The sequence below is a fragment of the Stenotrophomonas sp. STEN038 genome (assembly GCF_056759895.1).
In genome coordinates this window covers 1-21,756 of sequence record NZ_JBRRDW010000022.1, presented here as the reverse complement: position 1 = coordinate 21,756, position 21,756 = coordinate 1, and the positions used below count along the sequence as shown (strand labels likewise).

Genomic DNA, 21,756 nt, shown 5'->3' with positions numbered 1-21,756 from the left:
GTCCCGCGTTTACTGAAATTCGAAGCTGAAGGCGACGGTGGCGGCGGCCGGTTCGCGCAGCCGGAACGACACCTGCGCACTCTGCCCAGGCTCCAATCGCGCCAGTGGATCAGCGCCTGGACCCAGGTATTCGGCCGGCTGCAGGGTACGCCGGCCGATCACCCGACCGTCGGCATCGGACAGCGACAGGCGCAGCGCCGGCCAGGCCTGTGCCCAGCGGGCATCGTTACGGAAGCTGGTCTGCACCTGCAGCGCACCTGCCTGCCCGGGGACCGGACGGATATCGCGGCTGAGCATGCTGAACGCGCTGGGCTCATGCCACGGCGGCAATGAGCAGCGCAGCACGCTGCACAGGCCGCTGACCAGCGGCCGGGTGCCGGCATCGGCGGCCAACGTGGCGCGGTCGGCCAGAATGATCTGCAGGCCAAGCAGCAGCGCCAGTGCCAGCACCAGTCCCCATTGCCAGCGCGGGGTATCGGCAGGCGGTGCCGCATGCGCGCGGTTCGCACGCGCGAAGCTGGGCGCAAGGACAGCCGGCGATGCGCCGTCTTCCGTCGGCTCCGTGTCCTCGCTGCCAGCGTTGCCACTGATGACGGCAGCTTCCGGCAGGACCAGCTCGGGTTGCGCCGCTTCCAGCTGCGGTACTTCCGCGTGCTCGGCTACCACGTGCTCGGCTGCAGCCGGTTCAACTTCAGCCCGCTCGACGTCGGCCTGCACCACTTCGGCGTGATCCGCCGGCAAAGGCAGATCAAGCGCCAGCGTCGCCTGTGTGTCATCGCTCGTCGCTGCAGCAGGCGCGCCTTCCGGCGTGCCTGGCTTGGGCGAACTCGGCTTGGCCGGACCTTGCAGGAAGGTGGCCAGGGAAGGCTGGGTCGGCGCGGTTTCGTCAGTCATGGCAGGGCTGGCTGAGGCACTGTCCCCATTCAAGCACGGCGCACGCCGGTGATGCGCATCCAATCGCCATCCTGGGTGGCTTCAAGCTGGTCGAACCAGGCGGCGTAGCGTTCCAGCAGCTCGTCTTCCTGGCCGTGCAGGATGCCGGACAGGGCAATCTGCCCACCGGCCGCGACGCGTGCGGCCAACAGCTCGGCCAGCGCGTCCAGTGCCGAGGCCAGGATGTTGGCGACCACCACCGGATAGGTAGCAACCGGCTCGTCTTCCGGCAGGTAGGCGGCGATATGCACGCCGTTGCGCTCGCCGTTGTCGTGGGTGGCGATCAGCGCCTGCGGGTCGTTGTCCACGCCCACGGCATTGGCGGCACCCAGCTTCAGCGCGGCCAGTGCGAGGATGCCGGAGCCGCAACCGAAATCGAGCACGGTGTTGCCGGCCAGCTTGCCCTCGGCCGAGAGCTGGTCCAGCCAGCGCAGGCACAGCGCGGTGGTCGGGTGGGTGCCCGAGCCGAAGGCCAGGCCCGGATCCAGGCGCACGATGGCGGCATCTGCCGCCTGCGCGGCTTCCGGCAGCTCATGGTTCCACGGCACGATCCAGGTGCGCTGACCGAACTGCATCGGCTGGAACTGGTCCAGCCAGGCGCGTTCCCAGTCTTCATCCTGGACGGCGCGGAAGCTGGCGGTGGTCCATTCCAGGCCCGGGTCGAAGGACTCCAGCGCCGCCAGCAGGGCCAGCGCATTGGTATCGGCCGGGAACAGCGCGCTCAGGGTCAGCTCGTTCCACAGCGGGGTTTCGCCAACGCCCGGCTCCAGGATCGCGCGCTCGTTGCTGGTGTCCGCATCGGCGTCGAGCATGGTCACTGCCAGTGCGCCGACGTCGTCGAGGGCATTCTCGTAACGGGGCTGGGTGGCTTCGGTGCAGCGCAGGGTCAATTCAAGGAAGGGCATGGCGGCGTACGGCAACGGCGGGACAGGGCACGCATCCTAGACGAGGCGGGCACCAATTGCGCGTTCAGCTGGCTGGTTCAGCCGGTCTGACCGTGGGTATTGATAGAATCCCCGACCTATAACCGTGTAACCGGCTGACGCCTTCCCATGCTCTCCTTGCTGGCCAGAAAACCCTGGTATCTGTTGGTGCTGCCTGCGGCGGTGCTGATGGCTGCGCTTGGCGTTCGCAGTGGCAACCTGCTGCATGGCGATACGGCGGAGGTAGCTGCGGCAGGCAATGCCAGCCCTGCCGAGCTGGGCACGCCGTTGCTGGCTGTAGTGGCGCCTGAGCCTGAGCAGTCCACTGCGGTTGCGGCGGGCTTGCCGCTGGACCTGCGCGCTGCCTTTGAGAACGGCAGCGATCTGTTTGCCTATGCCCGGCAGCTGCAGGCTGCTGCGGACGCGGGCAATGCCGAGGCCGGCTGGATGGCCAGCCGCATTTACGATTACTGCGGCGTGTTCGCAATGGACCCGTCGGGCTACGCGCTGGACAGCGCCGCATTGCAACGCATGGACCTGGATGCCATTTCCGCGATGCTGGCTGCACGCGGCAAGGTGCGCCAAGGCTGCGCGGGTTTTACCGCTGCAGATGGATTGGGCCGCGGACGTCTGCTGCAGCAACGGTTGGCTTCGGCCAAGGCCGGCAATCTGGCGGCCGAGGCAGCCCTGTTGTCGATGGGTGAACCCCTGAGCGAGGACCCCAAATACCGGCGGGAGCTGGTGGAGCGGGTGCAGTCCTCGCAGGACCCGGAGGCTTTCCTGGCGATCTCCGGCGCAATGGGAACTGCAGCCGCTGGTGACGATGCCTACAGGGGCATGGTTGCCGGCACCCAGTTCAGCCAGCTGGCCTGGCAGCTGGCTGCCTGTCAGCTCGGTTTGGCCTGCGGGCCCAACAGCGCCTTGATGGTGGCCTATTGCGCCAATGGCGGGATCTGTTCGCGCGATCCGCAACAGGATTTTCATTCATTCGTTTACGACGCTGCGGTACCGCGGCAGGGTGTGGAAAAAATGAACGAGATGGTCAGCAGCTTGCGCAAAGCGCAGCGAGGTGTGCGATGAACTACCGACGTTTCATACACGGTGCAAAGTTCTGGGTCTGGGTTGTTTTGTTCGTGGCCTACTCGGCGGGCGCGGTCGGCGTGGTGCTGATCGATACCTATGAAGATCGTTACCGAGCGCTGTCCAAGATCAAATTGACCAGCGTCAAATCCGACGCGGACCTGCGTCGTGCTGGCGCTACCCAGGCCGCAGCGGTGTACCGCGCGCAGAGTGGCATGCCGTTCAATACCTTGCAGCCCGGCAGCAGCTTCCAGATCGTATGGCCCGATGGTTCGGTGGAAACGGTGACGGTGGTTGATCCGAGTTCGCCGCTGGGCACCGAGCCGCTCAAAGGCAGCGCGGTGGACGCCGAGTAAGCCGGCGTTTCCAGCAGGCACAAAAAAGGCGGGAATCCCCGCCTTTTTTGTGCCTGTTTGTTTCTGTAGTGCCGAGCGATGCTCGGCACTGCGAGCCCCTCTCCCGTGTACGGGAGCGGGGTTGGGGTGAGGGCTGGAGCATTACCGGTAAAGCCTCTGCCGAGCATGGCTCGGCACTACCGGTGCTGCCGCCGATCAGGTCAACGCGATCGAGCGGGTCTTGCGCTCGGCCAGGCGCTTTTCCAGGTAGTGGATGTTCTGCCCACCGGCCTGGAAGCCCTGGTCGCGCATGATGCGCTGCTGCAACGCGACGTTGGTCTTGATGCCGTCCACCACCATCTCGCTCAGCGCCACCCGCATGCGGGCAATGGCTGTTTCGCGGTCCGGACCGTGCACGATCAGCTTGCCGATCATCGAGTCGTAGTTCGGCGGCACCTTGTAGCCGGCGTAGATGTGCGTATCAACGCGCACACCCGGGCCACCCGGCGGATAGAAGCCGGTGATCAGGCCGGGGCTGGGAATGAAGGTTTCCGCGTCCTCGGCGTTGATGCGGCATTCGATCGCATGGCCGTGCAGCACCACGTCGCTCTGCTTGATGGTCAGCTTCTGGCCGGAGGCGATGCGCAGCTGTTCGGCAACCAAGTCGATACCGGTCACCATCTCGGTCACCGGATGCTCCACCTGCACGCGGGTGTTCATTTCGATGAAGTAGAACTTGCCGTCTTCGAACAGGAACTCGAAGGTGCCGGCGCCGCGGTAACCGATGCGGATGCAGGCTTCCACGCAGACCTTGCCGATCTGCTCGCGCAGTTCGGAGGTGATGCCCGGTGCCGGTGCTTCTTCCACTACCTTCTGGTGACGACGCTGCATCGAGCAGTCGCGCTCACCCAGGTGGATGGCGTTGCCTTGGCCGTCGGCCAGCACCTGGATTTCCACGTGACGCGGATTTTCCAGGTACTTCTCCATGTAGACCTCACCATTGCCGAACGCCGCCTTGGCTTCGGACTTGGTGGTCTCGATGGAGGCCTTCAACGCGCCCTCGGCGTGCACAACGCGCATGCCGCGGCCGCCACCGCCACCGGAGGCCTTGATGATGACCGGGTAACCGATCTCGCGGGCGATCTTGGTGTTGGCGACGATGTCTTCGCCCAGCGGGCCGCCCGAACCGGGCACGCACGGCACGCCGGCGGCCTTCATCGCGCGGATGGCTTCCACCTTGTCGCCCATCAGGCGGATGGTTTCCGCACGCGGGCCGATGAAGATGAAACCGGACTGCTCCACGCGCTCGGCGAAGTCGGCGTTCTCGGACAGGAAGCCGTAGCCCGGGTGGATGGCCTGGGCGTCGGTGACCTCGGCCGCGGCGATCAGCGCCGGGATGTTGAGGTAGCTCTCCGACGACGGTGCCGGACCAATGCAGACCGACTCGTCGGCCATGGCCACGTGCTTGAGATTGCGGTCAACGGTGGAATGCACCGCGACCGTGCGGATGCCGAGGGTGTGGCACGCGCGCAGGATGCGCAGCGCGATTTCACCCCGGTTGGCGATGACGACTTTATCCAGCATGGCCGGCGCCTCAGGCAATCACGAACAGCGGCTGGTCGAATTCAACCGGGCTGCCGTTCTCGCCGAGGATGGCCACCACGGTGCCGGACACTTCGGCCTCGATCGGGTTGAACATCTTCATCGCTTCGATGATGGCCAGGGTTTCACCGGCCTTGACGGTCTGGCCAACGCTGACGAAGGCCGGCTTGTCCGGCGAGGACGACGCGTAGAAGGTGCCGACCATCGGCGCGCGCTGCACGTGGCCTTCCGGCAGGGCATTGCCCGGCTTGGCGGTGCCGCCGGTGGAGGCTTCGGTCGGACCGCTCATCGGCATGGCCGGGGCGGCAGCAGCCGGGGCGGCTGCATAGACCGGTGCCGGCGCGGCGACGAAACCACCGACCGGGTTGCGCGACAGGCGGACGGATTCTTCGCCTTCCTTGATCTCGATTTCAGCCAGGTTCGACTCTTCCAGCAGGTCGATGAGCTTCTTGATTTTGCGCAGATCCATGAGGGCCTCTTTGGTTGCAGTAAGTCAGTAAGGAGAAGGCGCGGTGCGCCCGGGTCAAAGTTCGTAGAAATCGCGCAGCTGCCGGGTACGGTCCTGCGCGTGGGTGGTGAGGCAATGCATCTTCGCGCCATTGCGCGAGGTGCCATCAGCGTGGAACGCGTAGACCGCGTCGCAGTCCTTGTCGCGCAGCTGGATCCAGGCGCGCTGTGCCTCGATCAACTGCTGCTCGGCAGCGGCGCAGTGCGTGCAGCTGCCATCAGCGGCCTGCTGCTGCAGCTGGCGGCGTGCCAGCTTGTAGGTGGTGTTCAAGACCGTGTCGGCGTCAGCGGCACGGTCAGACGCGCACAGGTCGCTTTCCATCGTGCTGGTGACGTTCGCGCAGTCGATGCCTTCGGCGGCGCGATCCAGGTTCTGCGCATGGGCAGCTGCCAGCGGCAGGCACGCCATGGCCATACCCGTCAGCAAGCGTGGCAGCGTGTTCACGCAGCCGCTCCCACGCGCGCCAGTGCGGCGTCCATCGCATAGCGGTAGCTGTCGGCGCCAAAGCCACAGATCACGCCCACCGCCTTGTCGCTCAGATAGCTGTGCTGGCGGAACGGCTCACGCGCATGCGGGTTGGACAGGTGGATCTCGATGAACGGAATCGCCACCCCGGCCAGCGCATCGCGCAGGGCCACCGAGGTATGGGTGAAGGCGGCGGGGTTGATCAGGATGAAAGCGGTTCCATCGGCACGCGCAGCCTGCACCCGGTCCACCAGCACATGCTCGGCGTTGGACTGCAGGTGCTCGCTCTGGTGCCCCTGTGCCTGCGCCTGTGCGGCCAGCGCAGCGTCGATCTGGGCCAACGTGGTGTGGCCGTAGACGTCGGGCTCGCGGGTGCCCAGCAGGTTGAGGTTGGGGCCGTGAAGGACCAGCAGTTTTGCCATGTGCCAAGGGTCGGCGGGGAAGGGCGGCAGTGTGAGGGAAGCGGGGAATGCTGTCCAGTTCGGCGAAATTAGCAGTGTTTTAATCGTTTGTTTGAATTTTGGGCTTTACTGGGACCGCCTGCGGTGCGGTGTTTCAGTTCTGTCTTGGTAGGCCTTCGGTACGCCTGCAGCAGCCTGGCCAAGAGTAGCCCGCGTGCGCGATGCGCAGAACTTGCGGGGAAATGAGCGAAGTTGGGCCTTCCCCAAGACCCACGGCGACCAGAGCCTCTCTCCCGCTCGCGGGAGAGGGGTTGGGGTGAGGGCAGAGCGAAGTAGTCATCTTTGATCTGCGGGTAAACCATCGGCGCCCGGCTTTAAGCGCGATGAAGCCAAAGCCAAAGCCAAAGCCAATGCCAAAGCTCCCCTCATCCGCCCCTCCGGGGCACCTCGCTCCGCGCCCCAGCCCCGCGTAGCACGCGGGGCGTACGAACAGTCACGTGCCTACGGCCCGTAAACGCCTGTTCTTAACCCCGCAAGCGGGAGAAGGGCGGCAAGGGCCCCGTGTCCGATCTGTGCTCGGCGACTGTCCACCGTCTGCCAGTAATCGTTGGTTAATAGACGACCGGTCTATTCGGAGTAAGCTCCACCCCATGAACCTCTCTCCAAAAGCCCAAGCCACCCGCCAGCACATCCTGGACACCGGTTATCGGCTGGTCCTGCAGAAGGGCTTTGCCGCCCTCGGCCTGCAGGAAATCCTCAAGGCCTGCGCCGTGCCCAAGGGCTCGTTCTATCACTACTTCGCGTCAAAGGAAGTGTTCGGCTGCGAGCTGCTGCAACAGTACGTAGACGGCTACGGCTGCAAACTCGAACAACTGCTCGCCGAACCCGGCAACGGCCGCGAACGGCTGATGCGCTACTGGGATGCCTGGGCGCGTGACCCGGCCGATCCGGCGCAGGGCTGGGCCGAAGAGTGCCTGGTGGTGAAGCTGGCCGCCGAAGTGTCCGACCTTTCCGAGGACATGCGCCGCGTGCTCGACCAAGGCGTGCAGCGTCTGCTGCAACGTATCGCCGCATTGGTCGAAGAAGGCCGCGCCGACGGCTCGCTGCCGAGCGGCAAGCCCGCACTGGATGTCGCCCGCGTGCTGTACCAGATGTGGTTGGGCGCGGCCCTGCTGTCCAAGCTCAGCCAGGACCGCCTGCCACTGCAACAGGCACGCGAAGCCACCGAACACCTGCTGTTGTGCGGCAACGCCGTCGCAATTTCCACCCCCACCCATTGAAGGCACTGCCATGAATGTTCTGTTCGTACTGACCTCGCACGACCAGCTCGGCGACACCGGGCACAAGACCGGCTTCTGGCTGGAGGAATTCGCCGCCCCGTACTACGTGTTCAAGGATGCCGGCGCCACCATTACCCTGGCATCGCCGGCCGGCGGGCAACCGCCGCTGGACCCGCGCAGCGATGAGCCCGATGCCCAGACTCCCGCCACCGACCGTTTTCGCAGCGACCGTGACGCGCAGCAGCAGCTGGCCACCACGCTGCCGCTGAAGCAGATCGACGCCAGCAAGTTCGACGCGGTGTTCTATCCCGGTGGCCACGGCCCGCTGTGGGACCTGGCCCGCGATGGCGACTCCATTGCTCTGATCGAAACCTTCGACCGCGCCAACAAGCCGCTCGGCCTGGTCTGCCATGCCCCCGGCGCACTGATCGCCGCACGCGCTGCCGACGGCAAGCCGCTGGTGGCTGGCCGCAAGGTCACCGGTTTCTCCAACAGCGAAGAAGACGCCGTCGGCCTGAGCGCGGTGGTGCCCTTCCTGATCGAAGACGAGTTCGCCCGCCTCGGCGGCGACTACAGCAAGGGCCCGGATTGGGCGCCCTACGTGCTCAGCGACGGCCACCTCGTCACCGGCCAGAACCCGGCCAGTTCCGAAGCCGTGGCCAAGGCGCTGCTCGCACAACTGGCCTGAGCCCCGTAGCCCGGGTAGGCGAAGCGCACCCGGGAAACAAGCGATCAATCAATGACCCCGAATGCGCGTCCCACCGACGCACCCAACGCACCCATACAAGGAATCACCAATGAAGATCTTCTACAAAACCCGCGCCACTGCCACCGGCGGCCGCGCCGGCCGCACCGCACTGGACGACGGCAGCCTCGCCCTGGATCTGGCCCTGCCGGGTTCCGGCAAGGCGGGCGCAAACCCCGAACAACTGTTCGCCCTCGGCTACGCCGCCTGCTTCGACAACGCCTTGCCGGTCGCCGCCAAGCAGCTGCAGTTGCAGCCGGCAGGCACCGCCACCTCGGTGGAAGTCGGCATCGGCCAGACCGCTGAAGGCGGCTACGCACTGGACATCGACCTGCACGTAGAAGTGAAGGGCTTGGAACAAGCCGATGCCCAGCGCCTGGTCGAAGCCGCGCACAAGATCTGCCCGTACTCCAACGCCACGCGCGGCAACGTTGATGTTCGCCTGCACGTAACCGCCGCCTGATTCACGAATCAATGCTAGGTCAGTGCATGGCGCTGAAAAGCACTTGTAGGAGCGGCGTGAGCCGCGAAGCCGACGCTGCTTAAGCGAATGGCGCCCCTGCCATCTGAAGATGTGCGTGCTTCGCGGCTTACGCCGCTCCTACAAAAGATCCATGCCGGAGCTCTGACTACGGCTATTCCTCCAGCAACAGGAGACACACATGCGTAGCGCCATCCACACCACCTTCGGTGAACCCGCCGACGTGCTGGCCTTGGGCGATAGCCCCATCCCGCAGCCCGGCCCCGCCGAAGTACGGATCAAGACCCTGCTTGCGCCCATCCACAACCACGATCTGTGGACCGTACGCGGCAAGTACGGCTACAAGCCCACGCTGCCAGCCATCGGCGGCAGCGAAGCCGTAGGCATCGTTGAAGCACTGGGCGAGGGCGTCGAAGGAATCGCCATCGGCCAGCGCGTCATGGCCGCATCGGTACACGGCACCTGGGCCGAATACTTCATCGCACCCGCACGCATGGTCATTCCAGTGCCTGACGGCATCGCCGATGAAGCCGCAGCACAGCTGATCGCCATGCCGTTGAGCGCGTTGATGCTGCTTGAGTTCCTGCAGGCCGAACCCGGCCAATGGATCGTGCAGAACACCGCCAACGGCGCCGTCGGCAAGACCCTGGCGATGCTCGCTGCCGCACGCGGCGTGCACGTGCTCGGACTGGTGCGCCGCGATGCAGGTGTCGATGAACTCAAGGCACTCGGCATCAACAACGTGCTGTCCACCACCCAGCCGGATTGGAAGGCGCGCGCACAGGCACTGCTTGGCGACACCCTCGCACACGCAGCCGTCGACTCCATCGGCGGCCAAGCGAGCGCGGATCTGGTGTCACTGCTCGGCGACAACGGCACGTTGGTTTCGTTCGGCACCATGGCCGGCGAAGCGATGCAGATTCCCTCTGGCGACCTGATCTTCAAACAGGCCACGGTGAAGGGCTTCTGGGGCAGCAAAGTCAGCCAGCAGATGTCGGTTGAGAACAAGCGTCGACTGGTAGGCGAACTGCTGCAGCGTGTGCTGAGTGGTGAGCTGGAACTGCCGGTGCAGGCGATCTACGGGCTGGGTGATGTTGCTGAAGCGGCTACTGCAAGCTTGCTGCGTGGGCGTAAGGGGAAAGTACTGTTACGTCCGTGAAGGGGCCAGCTTGGAAAAAAAAGCCACGCAGACATGCTGCGTGGCCTTTCCGGTTCTGATGCTATCGGCTGTCGCTTTCGATATCCGCTGGTGGCGATATTGCCTCTTGTCAGGGCGGAGCGGAAATGTGGCTATTCGCGGATTCTGTCGCGCAACTCGGTGGCAATCCGATATGCGATCACATCTGCATTCTCATTCAAGGGCGGAAGATGGATACCGCCTTCGCCGCCGACATGAGCGGGCCCTCCAATATCTTCATCCCACAGTGATCCATCATCGTTGATTGCAAAGTAGCGGTCCTTGCTCAGATCGTGACCCAGTAGCCGCGAAAGATGCATCCAAACCCAAGCTTGTTCTGGCGTTTGCTCATGGGTGCTGATCAGTTCCTGCATCGCGTGAATATCGCCTTCTTCTGCTGAAATGGTGAGCCAGTACTTCAGCTTCGCCATGTCGCCATGTTCTGCGGCGAACTCAGCCATGCTGGTTGGATCCATTGACTCATCTGGATCCCGCTCGAGTATTGCTGGATTTCCATAGCGTTCAGCGGCTTGTGTGAGTGCACGGATATCCCCGTCTCTGGCGGCGGCAAACAAGTGGTAGCGGTACTTCTCTTCAACGCGCAACGGGGCGGCATCGATGTCCGAGAAGCTGACGTAAGCCACTGTCCACGTGCCTTCGCGCTTTACCTGACGTCGAAGTCGCGCTTGTTCATCACCATAGAACTCAGCCTCATCTTCGAGCAATTTGGCTATGGCTAGATGGGCGCCGGTCACACCACGTATTGCAGCTGCCTCTAAACCGCTGCGCAAAATCGGCTGTTCCTCATTTGCGACCCTGCAGAGGTAGTTCCAAACCCATTCCAGGGGGCTTGATTCGTCCTCGTCTGGGGAGCCTTGACCATCGATTGTTCTTATTAGCTCTTCAAATCGCAGTGATGCGTAGCCAGACTCAAGCAGGAAATCGGGCAGGGCTTTGGTGACTTTTGGGATGTCGTCAGCAGGGATGTGAAGTTCCAAGCATCGTTCCCGCAGAAGGTTCGCACTGGGCCGAGTTCCCGTTGCACGAAAAGGGGCGTCGCACCAGATGGCGTCATGCTGGAATGCAGCAAGTGTCTTATATCCGGTCGCGGCGGCGAGAAGTTCGTGTACGTGGCTACGCTTGATCGATGAAATGCCACGCGCCTCCAGGTAGGCGTGTGCCTGATAGGCCATTTCTTTGATGCTCATGATCCGTCCTCGTTGTCCAAGCTGAACCGGTCAGAGCGCACACGTTTAAAACACCGGCAGCTGGGCCAGAAGAAGGAGTGAACAGCATGACGTCAAACCTGTTTTTGCTCGTGTGCAAGCAAGGCGGGCGCCGCAGATAGCTTATACGTGTTCGGGTTGAGACTTTCAATCAACCCGCCGTAAGGGCAGGGGGCGGGTTCTCTAACCCCGAAACCGCTCAAGAACCCCCGCCGGATAATCCCGCTGGAACGGCAGATCCTTGCGGTGCGCATAGCCGATGTAGCAATCACAGCGCTGGTTCGGGCAGCCGCGCGGTTTCAGTTGGGCCGCAAAGCTGCCGTCGTACAGATTGCCCAACGGCTCGGCGACGAAGTGGCAGCGTTTGACGTTGCCGTCGCCATCCACCGACACCACGTTCTCGCCGGTGAAGCAGGGTGCGCCGAGGCTTGCCGAGGGTTCGAGGTTGAACAGGAAGTGCGGGTCCACGCGTTGCAGCTGCTGGATCTCGGCATCGCTGTAATAGCCGGCAGGGCGCTCATCGTAGGCGTTGATCCACATCGGCACCTCGTCCGGCAGCTCACCTCGCAGCAGCTGGATTTCTTCCAGATGCTCACGCATCGCCACCATGCCAACCGTGTAACGCACGCCACGCCGGGCCAGTTCATTGCAGCGGGCCAAGAAGGCGGCGCGGGTTACCTGCCCCGGGTGGTAGGTGCACCACAGCGCGAAGCTGTCGAGATTGACCTCGTCCAGCCAGCGCGTGCCGATGCACAGGTTGGTCTGTATCACCACGCGGCGGACGTGCTGCATATGGCTCAGCTGCACCATCGCATCGCGGTAGTGGCGGCGCACCAGTCCCTCGCCCCACGGCGTGAACAGCACCGACAACTCCATCGTCTGCCGCTCCGCCCAGTCGACGAAGCGCGCAAGGTCCTCGGCGTCGCGGCGCAGGGCGGCGCGGGTGTCGTAGGTCTTGGCGAAGGGGCAGTACGGGCAGTCGTAGTTGCAACTGCTCAGCCGGCCGCGATAGAGGATGGAAAGATGCATGCGCGGCTCAATCCAATTGATAGTCGCGCATGCGCTCGGCCACGCCGGTGGAGATCAGCCACGGACCAATGGTGTCGGCACGGGCAAGCCCGGTGTCGTTCAACGCAACCAGTGCATCCTCGCGCGTGGCCAATCCTTGCTCGAACAACTCGTCCAGCTGCGGAAGATCGTCGAAGCACTCCGTACCGAAGCGCTCGCGGTACTGCGCAAGATCCAGGCCCGGCTGCGCCAGCAGTGACTGGATCACGAAGCGGCGGCGGCGCTCGTCCTCATCCAACCGCACGCCGTAGTCGATGCGCGCGAAGGAAGCCTCATCGCGTTCCAGGTAATGCGCAAGAATATCCGCCACCGAGCGGCGGCTGACACCGTATTCGCTGGAGTAGTGCAGGCCGCTGGTATACGAGCGGGCGCCACAGCCGATGCCGACCATGCCGTCGCTCTGGCAGCAGTACGCCGGCCCGCCGGAGTCCGGTGCGTTCGCCGCGCGGAACATGCGCATCGAGACCTGCTCATAGCCCGCGGCAAGCAGACGCTCGCGGCCGGCTTCATACAGTGCCAGGCGGTTGTCCACCGACTCGGGATGAATGACGAAGGAGCGCTTGCCGCCTTCCTTCGCACCGATGCGGTCCAGCCCGGTATGTGGGCGCACGTACAGCGGATAGAGGTAGAGCTCTTCCGGCTGGAAGGCGAGGGCGCTGTCGATCGAGGTCAGGAAGCTGGCCACGGTCTGCCCGGCAATGCCGTAGATCAGGTCCAGGTTGAGCGTTGGAATACCCGCCGCACGAATCTGCGCGATGGCTTCCTCGACCACCGCGCGTTGCTGCGGGCGCACCAGCGAGCGCACTTCCGCATCGCTGAAGCTCTGGATGCCCATGCTGACGCGGTCGATGCCGGCGTCGCGGCAGATCTTCATCTTCGCCGCGTCCACGGTTTCCGGCGACACCTCGATGCCGGCAGGAATCGAATGCAGGTCGATGTTGGCGTGGCGCTGCACGAAGTCGAACAGCCGCTGCAGTTGCGGCGCATCCAGGTAGGTAGGCGTGCCGCCGCCCAGCGCGAAGCGCACGAAGCGGTGTTCACCCAGAGCTCCGGAAGTCACCCGCAACTGCTTCTCCATCTGCGCCAGATAGGCTTCCACCTGTGCCGGCGCCGGCCGCGCCATTGCGAACAGATTGCAGAAGCCGCAACGGTAGCTGCAGAACGGCACGTGCAGGTATAGGAACAGCGCATCACGCGGTTCACTCGCCCAGGCATCGGCAAGCAGCGGCGGCTGGGTGATCGGCCGGTACGCGGACTTGTGCGGGTAGGAGTAGGAATAGGCCTGGTAGGGCTCGAGCCGCAGCAGCTCTGACAAACGATGGGCGGTCATGGGCTCAACACAAAATGCGCATAGGGGACGTTCATCACCGTCTCGTGGGCGAGGCGGTGGCCGTGGAAGCCATCCTCGCCGTAAGCAGTGCCATGGTCGGAACAGAGGATCACGAAGGCCGGCCCACGCGCACGCAAGGCCGCGAACAATGTCGCCAACTCGCCATCAACGTAGCGCAGCGCGGCGCAGTGGCTGTCCAGTCCATCCGCGTCGCAGCCGGGCAGGTAGTGCCGGTTCGGCTGGTGGATGGCCGAGACATTGATGAAGAGGAAGCAGCGTTGGTCGCCCGCTGCCTGCAGGCGCTCGCAGGCCAGTGCCACCTGGCGTTCGGTGGAGTCGATCACGGTCACGCCGAGCTCAGGCTGCCAGTGGCTTTCCTCGAACAGGCCCGGCAGCTGCGAGCCCAGCGCATTGCGACGGTTGAAGAAGCCGACGCCGCCGATGCAGATGCTGCGGTAGCCCTGGTCACGGAAGCCGCCGATGATGTCGGCGCGGCCGGAGAACACGAAGGTCTCCGGCACGATGGTCTCGCTGCCTTCAAACTCCAGCGCGAACAGGCGCGGATGCGGGCCCGGACGTGCAGGCGTGGGCAGGAAGCCGGCAAAGAACGCCGAGTGCGCCGCATAGGTGAAGCTGCCCGGCGTATGCCGCAGCTCCCAGCCATCGGCCGGCAGGTGCGGCGCAAGCACCGGCAGCTCGCCGCGCTCGAAGCAGCGCTGGGCCGCATCGAAGCGCAGCGCGTCCAGGGTGATCATCACCACGTCATGGCTACCGACGATGCGGTGCATGTCGGGCAAGCGGGTCTCAAGCATGGGCGTACTCGTTGATGGCAGAACGCGCAGGCGCCAACAGCGCCTGGTCTTCGTAGGTGGTGCGCCCGTCATGGCGCAGGTCCAGCAGCAGGTCGCCGAAGCCATTGGCTTCCAGCACCCAGCTGCGCGTACCGCGCACGATCAGGTCGAAGCCGATCATGCGGCTGGCGGGGAATGCAGCTGCGGCGCTCACCGTGGCTGCTTGCAGGTGGCGGATGGCATCGGCATCCAGCAGCGCTTCCAGCTGTGTGCGCGCATTGCCCAGGTGCAGGTTGGTCAGCGCGCCCGCGCTCATCCGCGCCACCCGCTGCCGTGGCTGGCCATCCAGCGCGATCACGCGCACGTCATAGCGGCGGCCATCGCTGCCCGGCACGGTGGGCTTGGGAATCCAGCGCTCGATGTAGGCGCCCTGCTCGGCCAGCAGGTCCACCAATCGCGCGATATCGCCGTGGCGGTCGTACCGACGCTGCCGCAGCGAGTTGAACACCCGCCACCGGCCGTCCTGTTCCACCAGCTCCGCCGAGCCATAGGCGACCTCGCGCCCATCGCGGTTGCGCGCGTAAGCCAGCACGCCCGCGCCGGACGAACCGTAGCGGGCCTTGATGAAGACGCGCTCGCAGGCCGCATCGCGCAGTCGCGCGCATAGATCCTCGTAACCGCTGATCGCACCGAACAAGGGTGGCACCGCCACGCGCGCATCGGCCAGCAGGCGCTGGCAGCGGAGCTTGTCCGACATGCAGGCCAGATCGGCCGGTGCATTGAGGTAGCGCGGCCCCGCCGGAAGCGACGCCAGCACTTCGGCAAAGCCGGCATACCAGAACTGCTGATGCACCAGCTCGCCATGCGCGGCAGGCAAGGGCGCATCGCCGGCCGCGCCGGACAACTCCCAGCCACGCAGCACCAAGGCCTGATGCAGCGCAGGCGCTTCGCCGGGCGATTCCAGTTTGACGATCGCGTCCGGCGCCTGTGCGAGTGCCTCAAGCAGCCGCGCGGGCTCGGCGAGCAGGGTTTCGTAATCGAACACATGCGCGGCAGGCGCGCCCTGATCGTGCAGGGCACGCTGCAGCCACCCGATACGGCGGCTGCCGCGCGGGCCGATCAACAGCCAATTGGCCATCTTCGCCTTACTCGGACACCGCCACGTAGCGGTCGCCGTCGTCTTCTTCTTCCGGATCGTCCAGCACCACCGTGCACGGCAGCGCCTGCAGCTTCTGCTGCCAGGCTGCGGAAATGTAGTGGTGGCTCAGGTCGATGCGCTGCAGGCTGCCGAGGTTCGGGCTCTCGCACAGCGCCTGCGCGCCGACGTCGCCGATGGTGCCCAGCGACAGGTCCAGCGTCTGCAGCGAGCCCAGCCACGGCTCACCGGCCAGCCACACCGCCAGCTCATCGCTGATCATGGCGTTGCGCAGGCCCAGGTACTGCAGGCGCTCCGGCCCGATCGCCAGCAACAGGCGCTGGTAGACCGCCACATCGCCATCGAAGCCATAACCGTCATCGCCAAGCCACAGCTCAAGATGGCGCAGGGCCGGCAGCGTGGAGTTGGCGATGGCAATGACGATCTCGTTGGGAAGGCCACCGCTCTCGATCGCCAGTTCCTGCAGCGACGCATGCGTGAAGGGCTGCAATTCAAGTTCGGAGGTACCACGGATGCGCAGCGACTCCAGGCCCGGGAAGGCCTCCAGCAGCGGGTTGTAGGAGATCTGGTTGATCCACGACATCTCGCAGTCTTCGTAGGTCATGTCGCCCACGAACAGCGCCTTCAGGTTGCCCAGCTCGGCACGCCGCGCAATCAGCCCATCGATCAGACCCTGCGGGCCGTCACTGGAAGCCTCATCCCATGCACCGATGATCAGCACTTCAATCGACTTCGGATCAACCTGCTCGAAGAAGTTGGCCAGCAGTTCCTCCTGGCTCTCGTCGCTGTCGTATTCCTGCATCAAGCGGTAAGCGACATCGCCGGCTACGGCCGAGCCACCCATCTTGAAGTCAACGACTTTCTTGCCACGATAAACCTGCGTGTATTCGCCAATGGTCACGGTACGTCCTTGCCGGAATGGGTGCCGTAGCATAACCGAGAGGATGCGAATTCTGGCAGCAATGCATCACGTTCGATGGAAGGCGTACAGCCTTCGCCATTCCGTAACCATGCTGTGCTAACGCAGCAATCAAGCGCAAACAAGCAAGCAGAAGAAACGCGTAAGGAACGAGCAAAGAAACAAGCGAAGCCAGCTCAGCCCCCTCCCTTGCGCAACGCGCAGGGGAGGGCCGGGGAGGGGTGCTCTTCGCAGCAATCCAGCAGATCAAGCATCCCAAGCTTCGCAGCTAACGCAGCTCCTACAAAAGCCACCAGCAACGCAGCAGCTCAAAGCGAAGCCAGCTGTAGCCCCCTCCCTTGCGCAACGCGCAGGGGAGGGCTGGGGAGGGGTGCTCTTCGCAACAAACCAACACCTCAAGCCCCCCAAGCTTCCCAGCTAACGCAGCTCCCTCAGAACGAAGCAACCAGACCTACAACGAACTACAAACAGCCACATAGTTTCCCTGGCTGATATTCAAATACTTAACCCCGTTGTAGTACTTGTACCCAACCCCCATCACCCGATGCCCACTCTCGGTAGGGAACACCACAAACTCATACTCATCCCCAAACAGCGGATCAGCAGGCGTAAAGCTCAAATTGACCTTGTCACCAAGATCATCATGCTTCCGCTTCCAGGTCATCTTCCCCTGCAAGTCCTCGCCCAGCAGCTTCACCTGCGCCCGCTGCGTCTTGGTGTCCCAGGAGATCAATTCCGGGCCAATCGAATCACCCTCGATCTTGCAGATGGTCGTCTGGGCAAAAGCAGGCGCAGCAACGCCCAGCAGAAGAAGGGCAGCCAGGTGAGATGGTTTGAATCGCATTGAGTTAAGTCCAGTAGTTCGGGCCAGCGTTGCTCCGCAACGCCGTGCCGCGTTGTACCAGACTTGCGCAGTTGAAGACCATCGCCAAACGCACCCTCGCGCGATCACTCCGCCAGATAAGCATCCGTAGCAAGCACCCGCCCATACCCAAACACAAACGACGCCATCATCGCCGCATGCACCTGCGCAGCCGCCGCCACAACCCCGTTGAACTCCAGGTCGCGCGTAGCGCAGGCGTCATGCAGCACGGTGACCGCATAGCCCATGTCGGCGGACGCACGCACCACCGCATCCACGCACATATGGCTCATCGCACCAACCACCACCACATCCTCGATTCCGCGCGCCTCAAGCTGCTGCTTCAGATCGGTATCGCGGAACGAATTGACGTGGTTCTTGACGATCACCGGCTCATCGCCGATGGGTGCGACAGCGGCCATGATCTGCACCCCGTCCGAGCCCTGCACGAAGATCGGCGCATCACTGCTGGCAGACTCATGGCGGACATGCAGCACCGGCACGCCCTTGGCCCGCGCATCGGCAATCACGCGCACCGCATTGGTGGTGGCGGCATCAATGCCCACCAAGGGCAGCTTGCCGGTGGCGAGGTATTCATTCTGAAGATCGACGACGATAATGGCGCGCTTGCTCATGTACGGCTCCCTGATGGGTGGTTGAATGGTGTGGGAGAAGTCTCCGCGACCGGCCAGCCACCACGAAGGGGCGCTACCGACATTCTTGAGGGCTGTACCGACAGATGCGCACCGACGGTCACATCCAAGTGGGAATCCTGCTGTATCCCGGCGCCCAGCTGGCGGCGGTGCTCGGCCTGACCGACCTGTTCGCCCTGGCCGGCCGGCTCGCCAGCGAACGCGCAGCACCCGCCGCCCCCGAACTGCAGGTCACGCATTGGCACATTGAGGCGCCCGGCCAAGCGCCGCAAGCCGTCTACAGCTCAAGCCAGTCGCCAAGCAGAACACCGCAGGTGATAATCCTGCCGCCCAGCATGCAGCCGCCGATTTCCACCGAAGCCGCCGCGCCCTACCTGGGCTGGCTGCGCGCACTGCACGACGACGGCGCCACCCTCGCATCGGTCTGCGCCGGCGCATTCCTGCTGGCCGAAACCGGACGCCTGGCCGGCCGCACCATCACCACCAACTGGCAATACGCCGAACTGCTGGGCGCACGGTTTCCGGACGTGACGCTTGACGTGGACCAGATGCTCATCGACGGCGGCGACATCTTCAGCGCAGGCGGCGCCATGGCCTGGACCGACCTCGGCCTGCGGCTGGTGGACCGCTACCTTGGCGCCGCCGTGATGCTGGATGTCGCACGCACGCTGTTGATCGATCCACCCGGACGCCAACAACGCTACTACAGCAGTTTCTCGCCACGCCTGACGCACGGCGACGCCGCAGTGCGTGTCGTGCAGCAATGGCTGCACGACACCCATGCCAAGCAGGTTGCATCCGCCGAACTCGCACAACGCGCAGGGCTGGAAGAGCGCACCTTCCTGCGCCGCTTCCAGAAAGCCACCGGCATGACCGCCACCGAATACTGCCAGCGCGTACGCGTGGCCCGCGCACGGGAGATGCTGCAGACCAGTAATGTGCCGTTGGAGCGGATTGCCTGGGACGTGGGTTACAGCGACCCGGGCTCGTTCCGGAAGGTGTTCAGTCGGATTGTTGGGTTGTCGCCGGGGGAGTATCGGAGGCGGTTTGGTGGGAGGTGATTGAGTAGTGGTGGGCGGAAAAAATCGCTCTATTCTCGATGCTCTTGGCGGTAGCTTCCTTTCGATCCTTCGGCCGCTATAGGCCAGAAGCGGACATAGTCGGATTCCATAGTTGGGCCGTGCCGCGAAAAGGAGGTTGGAGGCCATCCTGCCGCCAACCGGAGTCGCCTTGTCACTTAATGGCCCGTGCGTCCTGCTGAAGTAAAAAGTCCGCCATCCCATCAGCGAGGCTGATATAGCTCTGTTCATCAGGCGGCGCTACGGGAGTCGTTGCTTCCATAGCCTCGGCAGCTACGACGCCTACTAGCAGCTCCGCCAGACCTGAATTCTCTAACTCGTCGTGATATGGCTCTCGAGTCTTGTATCCGAGCATTGCAGAAAGAAAATCCGCAGTCGCACCTGCTACGATATCTGCTAGCTGGAGCTGGGGCTGACTTGCAGAATTCGCAAAGGCTATCTTCTTGACTCGCAATGGCAGCTCCATTCGACGACCTGGATGGCCAATCTGGACAGGACTGGCATCCGGATCCATAAGCTGACGTAGCAATCCCATCGTTTCCTGTAGAGGCTTTGATGTGTCATGGATGACCGAAAACCAGCCATCCTTAATACTCATGTAGTTAGCTACCAGCGAAACGAAACTGTCAGTGGCGGGGTCAAAAGCGGTGGCGGAAGTATAGCTAGCCAGACGATTTGCCAAGGTTCCTCGAGTGCTAAAAATCCAAGGTCCAATAAGAAATTTTTCTCTATAACAACTTTCGGCTTCGTCCACCAACATATCGTAAGCAGCGTAGGCGGCATCGTTTCGCTCTCGCATCGCCTGGCCCCAAGCCTCAAGCAATTTTCCCCAGACCCCGCTCGGAAAGGCATGTTCACCAGCAAAATGAATAAGTCTGGCTAAACTCTGCACGAACTCCCCTTCGTATGCATCCAATCCACGCTCGTGCATCGCAGGCTCAATTAACTTGTCAACCAACTGGGCACTTAGCGAAAAGCGCTTATCTGCAGCACATGTCCAGAAATTCGCAGGCGAAACAATGCCAGACCTCAAGATCGCCAGAACCGACTGCTGCCCTCGGTGGCTTTTTCTCAGCTTTGCGTACTTTGCTTCGAGCTGATTCTGACTCAAGACTTTACTCACCAAGTACTCGGCAGTACTCGTTGTAATATCTGTGCAAGCAAGAGCAAAGATCGGCTGCGCTGAATCGAGGAGATTTGCTCCAGTGTATCCGGATTCGTCAAAGTAAAGCTCCACTCTCATGTTCTCCAATTCGAAATTAATTCTTCCTGGGCGTTGTAGGGGCTGAAAATGGCGCCTCGGTGCGTATGATTATGATGCCTTGCGTCCAAAAGCGGTCATAACCAGAAGCAAAAAGGCGCAGCATGCAAACGCGGGAGGGTCCGGCCCATAGAGCTAGCCACGGATAGATGCAGTAATGGAAAACTTCTCTGTCGTTCCATCAGAGCGGTTAACCCAAAAACATTTAGTGCCGTAATCGGCGCTTCGAACGCTAAAGTCAATAATGCCACAACCAATTTTTTTGACGGAATCCGGATGATTCTCTAGCGCCGCCCGCAAGAAAACTGCGTCGTCGGTGGTGACCCGGTCGCCTAAATCATAGCGAGCGAGCATTGCTTTGAGAAATTCAATGGCGTCTCCCCTCCTGTCGAAGTATAAAGGTCCGAGAGTAATGGGCTTTGCTGGCATAGGAAACCTCTAAGTCCTAGGTTGATGTTGCTTGGCTGCTTCATCGGGTAGTGTAAGACGCTCGCGCACCTCGCGAATGATAATTGCTGGAATACCCATTGCATGGAATTGGTTTGCGCGCTCGTATGCCCAAGCCATGCATCCCTCCTTGCTTAGATCGTCGCGGGCAATTTTCTCGTATAAAGCAACAGCGCTCATGCGTGAGAGGCCAAGCTCCATCAACGAAAGTAGCGTTGTCGACGAAACGCCAAATTCGAGTTGCATTCCGATATCCAAATCGCCATCGATTAGATCTTCACGGCCAATCTCGCGAAGGTGCAAATGCAGCACATCCATATAGGCGGAGAGGTATTTTGGCGCTCTAAATCGGGCGATTTGCTCTACTAACTCCATCGTGTTGCGGATGAGCTCAGGCAATTTGAAAGACCTGCCGACCTCTTGGTGCCAATCAATACTGTCACGAATGATCCTGGCCAGCGAATAGCCCTTTAGCCATTTGACGACGATTAACGCATATAGTTTGATACGAGTCTCGGGAGTGAAAGCAAAAAACAAGTGCTCGTTGACTCGCCCCATAATCGTTATGAATCGGTCATAGCTGTCGTTGCTCGCGACTTCAGCAGGGAGCAGGTTTTCTACATCGCCAGGATAGGCGCGAAAAGCTTCGAGAAGGTGCTGAAGGCCTATCGCATTTACGCCAGGATGCCGAGCGGCCAAGTCGACGCTGATTTCGATCTGCTTTGCTAGCCCCCCAAGAACTTGGTCGAGTTTCGCAAGCGATGCGGCGTCATGGCGTTTCGCGAGGCTAGCCGCTGATATGGAGCCGAGCCGCATAAAAGTAGTGAGTAAATAGGCTCCAACCTGCTCGAACTTATCCTTGTCCTCAATACTGGAGGGATCCGATAATCCACGATTGGAGAGGTAAGTCGCCATGCCGTCACTGGAGTTCCCAGGATTTCCTAGACAGAGCTAGCCTCTGTTGGGGGTAGCATTGGGAGACAGTCATGTCTGCAGGCAAGATCACCAGCAAGACCCGGCAAGCCTACAAATTC

24 protein-coding genes are annotated in these 21,756 nt (G+C 62.6%); 7 read left to right on the top strand and 17 right to left on the bottom strand.

Annotation, left to right across the window (positions count from 1 at the left end; genetic code table 11):
- Positions 1 to 9 precede the first annotated feature (9 nt).
- Both ACVOLS_RS10800 and prmA read right to left on the bottom strand, forming a co-directional pair.
- On the bottom strand, positions 10 to 894 hold the full coding sequence (locus ACVOLS_RS10800) for a DUF3426 domain-containing protein (protein WP_481545614.1): 885 nt from the start codon (positions 892 to 894) through the stop codon (positions 10 to 12).
- A gap of 29 nt (positions 895 to 923) precedes the next feature.
- A complete protein-coding gene (gene prmA / locus ACVOLS_RS10795; protein WP_481545613.1) occupies positions 924 to 1,838 on the bottom strand; it encodes a 50S ribosomal protein L11 methyltransferase in 915 nt (304 codons plus the stop codon).
- A 147-nt stretch (positions 1,839 to 1,985) separates the two neighbouring features.
- Between prmA and ACVOLS_RS10790 the strand changes: the two genes are divergently transcribed.
- Both ACVOLS_RS10790 and ACVOLS_RS10785 read left to right on the top strand, forming a co-directional pair.
- The gene (locus tag ACVOLS_RS10790) at positions 1,986 to 2,936 is read left to right on the top strand and encodes a hypothetical protein (protein ID WP_481545612.1); all 951 of its coding nucleotides are present in this window, start codon (positions 1,986 to 1,988) and stop codon (positions 2,934 to 2,936) included.
- Entirely contained in the window at positions 2,933 to 3,292 is a 360-nt protein-coding gene (locus ACVOLS_RS10785; RefSeq protein ID WP_481545611.1) for a hypothetical protein, read from the top strand. The genes ACVOLS_RS10790 and ACVOLS_RS10785 overlap by 4 nt, the downstream gene beginning before the upstream one ends.
- Before the next feature lie 195 nt (positions 3,293 to 3,487).
- Here ACVOLS_RS10785 and accC read toward each other — a convergent pair whose 3' ends face one another.
- The 4 genes from accC to aroQ are packed head-to-tail and all read right to left on the bottom strand — an operon-like array spanning position 3,488 to position 6,268.
- Complete coding sequence (gene accC, locus ACVOLS_RS10780; protein WP_481545610.1) at positions 3,488 to 4,855, bottom strand: acetyl-CoA carboxylase biotin carboxylase subunit; 1,368 nt, start codon at positions 4,853 to 4,855, stop codon at positions 3,488 to 3,490.
- 10 nt (positions 4,856 to 4,865) lie between these two features.
- Positions 4,866 to 5,342 (bottom strand): acetyl-CoA carboxylase biotin carboxyl carrier protein, encoded by a 477-nt coding sequence (accB, locus tag ACVOLS_RS10775; protein WP_282272816.1) that lies wholly within the window; start codon positions 5,340 to 5,342, stop codon positions 4,866 to 4,868.
- Between the two features lie 54 nt (positions 5,343 to 5,396).
- Complete coding sequence (locus tag ACVOLS_RS10770) at positions 5,397 to 5,825, bottom strand: lysozyme inhibitor LprI family protein (RefSeq protein WP_481545609.1); 429 nt, start codon at positions 5,823 to 5,825, stop codon at positions 5,397 to 5,399.
- On the bottom strand, positions 5,822 to 6,268 hold the full coding sequence (gene aroQ, locus ACVOLS_RS10765) for a type II 3-dehydroquinate dehydratase (RefSeq protein WP_293707546.1): 447 nt from the start codon (positions 6,266 to 6,268) through the stop codon (positions 5,822 to 5,824). The genes ACVOLS_RS10770 and aroQ overlap by 4 nt, the downstream gene beginning before the upstream one ends.
- Positions 6,269 to 6,897: 629 nt before the next feature.
- Between aroQ and ACVOLS_RS10760 the strand changes: the two genes are divergently transcribed.
- The 4 genes from ACVOLS_RS10760 (at position 6,898) to ACVOLS_RS10745 (ending at position 9,912) form a co-directional block, all read left to right on the top strand.
- On the top strand, positions 6,898 to 7,527 hold the full coding sequence (locus ACVOLS_RS10760; protein WP_481545608.1) for a TetR/AcrR family transcriptional regulator: 630 nt from the start codon (positions 6,898 to 6,900) through the stop codon (positions 7,525 to 7,527).
- Positions 7,528 to 7,537: 10 nt separating this feature from the next.
- A complete protein-coding gene (locus tag ACVOLS_RS10755; RefSeq protein ID WP_481545607.1) occupies positions 7,538 to 8,215 on the top strand; it encodes a type 1 glutamine amidotransferase domain-containing protein in 678 nt (225 codons plus the stop codon).
- A 109-nt stretch (positions 8,216 to 8,324) separates the two neighbouring features.
- The gene (locus tag ACVOLS_RS10750) at positions 8,325 to 8,735 is read left to right on the top strand and encodes an organic hydroperoxide resistance protein (RefSeq protein ID WP_481510615.1); all 411 of its coding nucleotides are present in this window, start codon (positions 8,325 to 8,327) and stop codon (positions 8,733 to 8,735) included.
- 199 nt (positions 8,736 to 8,934) lie between these two features.
- A complete protein-coding gene (locus ACVOLS_RS10745) occupies positions 8,935 to 9,912 on the top strand; it encodes a zinc-binding dehydrogenase (protein ID WP_481545606.1) in 978 nt (325 codons plus the stop codon).
- A gap of 131 nt (positions 9,913 to 10,043) precedes the next feature.
- On the opposite strand, the gene ACVOLS_RS10740 is transcribed toward ACVOLS_RS10745, so the two are convergent.
- The 8 genes from ACVOLS_RS10740 to ACVOLS_RS10705 all read right to left on the bottom strand — a co-directional run bounded on the left by ACVOLS_RS10740 (position 10,044) and on the right by ACVOLS_RS10705 (position 17,917).
- Positions 10,044 to 11,138 (bottom strand): hypothetical protein, encoded by a 1,095-nt coding sequence (locus ACVOLS_RS10740; RefSeq protein WP_481545605.1) that lies wholly within the window; start codon positions 11,136 to 11,138, stop codon positions 10,044 to 10,046.
- 201 nt (positions 11,139 to 11,339) lie between these two features.
- Positions 11,340 to 12,185 carry an STM4011 family radical SAM protein gene (locus ACVOLS_RS10735; RefSeq protein ID WP_481545604.1) on the bottom strand — a complete coding sequence of 282 codons (846 nt, stop codon included), beginning with the start codon at positions 12,183 to 12,185 and terminating at the stop codon, positions 11,340 to 11,342.
- Positions 12,186 to 12,192: 7 nt separating this feature from the next.
- The gene (locus tag ACVOLS_RS10730; protein WP_481545603.1) at positions 12,193 to 13,554 is read right to left on the bottom strand and encodes an STM4012 family radical SAM protein; all 1,362 of its coding nucleotides are present in this window, start codon (positions 13,552 to 13,554) and stop codon (positions 12,193 to 12,195) included.
- Entirely contained in the window at positions 13,551 to 14,366 is an 816-nt protein-coding gene (locus tag ACVOLS_RS10725) for an STM4013/SEN3800 family hydrolase (protein ID WP_481545602.1), read from the bottom strand. The genes ACVOLS_RS10730 and ACVOLS_RS10725 overlap by 4 nt, the downstream gene beginning before the upstream one ends.
- Positions 14,359 to 15,468, bottom strand: a complete 1,110-nt coding sequence (locus ACVOLS_RS10720; RefSeq protein WP_481545650.1) for an STM4014 family protein — start codon at positions 15,466 to 15,468, stop codon at positions 14,359 to 14,361. Before ACVOLS_RS10720 ends, ACVOLS_RS10725 begins: the two co-directional genes overlap by 8 nt.
- A 22-nt stretch (positions 15,469 to 15,490) precedes the next feature.
- Positions 15,491 to 16,402, bottom strand: coding sequence for an STM4015 family protein (locus ACVOLS_RS10715; RefSeq protein ID WP_481545601.1), 912 nt, complete (start codon positions 16,400 to 16,402; stop codon positions 15,491 to 15,493).
- A 469-nt stretch (positions 16,403 to 16,871) separates the two neighbouring features.
- Positions 16,872 to 17,264, bottom strand: a complete 393-nt coding sequence (locus ACVOLS_RS10710) for a hypothetical protein (protein WP_481545600.1) — start codon at positions 17,262 to 17,264, stop codon at positions 16,872 to 16,874.
- 104 nt (positions 17,265 to 17,368) lie between these two features.
- Positions 17,369 to 17,917: a cysteine hydrolase family protein gene (locus ACVOLS_RS10705; RefSeq protein ID WP_481545599.1), complete on the bottom strand. Its 549-nt coding sequence runs from the start codon at positions 17,915 to 17,917 to the stop codon at positions 17,369 to 17,371.
- 104 nt (positions 17,918 to 18,021) lie between these two features.
- Here ACVOLS_RS10705 and ACVOLS_RS10700 point away from each other — a divergent pair, with 104 nt between their 5' ends.
- On the top strand, positions 18,022 to 18,996 hold the full coding sequence (locus tag ACVOLS_RS10700) for a GlxA family transcriptional regulator (RefSeq protein WP_481545598.1): 975 nt from the start codon (positions 18,022 to 18,024) through the stop codon (positions 18,994 to 18,996).
- 172 nt (positions 18,997 to 19,168) lie between these two features.
- On the opposite strand, the gene ACVOLS_RS10695 is transcribed toward ACVOLS_RS10700, so the two are convergent.
- The 3 genes from ACVOLS_RS10695 to ACVOLS_RS10685 all read right to left on the bottom strand — a co-directional run bounded on the left by ACVOLS_RS10695 (position 19,169) and on the right by ACVOLS_RS10685 (position 21,637).
- Positions 19,169 to 20,251: a DUF3800 domain-containing protein gene (locus ACVOLS_RS10695; protein ID WP_481545597.1), complete on the bottom strand. Its 1,083-nt coding sequence runs from the start codon at positions 20,249 to 20,251 to the stop codon at positions 19,169 to 19,171.
- 159 nt (positions 20,252 to 20,410) lie between these two features.
- Complete coding sequence (locus ACVOLS_RS10690) at positions 20,411 to 20,704, bottom strand: DCL family protein (protein ID WP_481545596.1); 294 nt, start codon at positions 20,702 to 20,704, stop codon at positions 20,411 to 20,413.
- Positions 20,705 to 20,713: 9 nt separating this feature from the next.
- Complete coding sequence (locus ACVOLS_RS10685) at positions 20,714 to 21,637, bottom strand: hypothetical protein (protein ID WP_481545595.1); 924 nt, start codon at positions 21,635 to 21,637, stop codon at positions 20,714 to 20,716.
- Positions 21,638 to 21,756 lie beyond the last annotated feature (119 nt).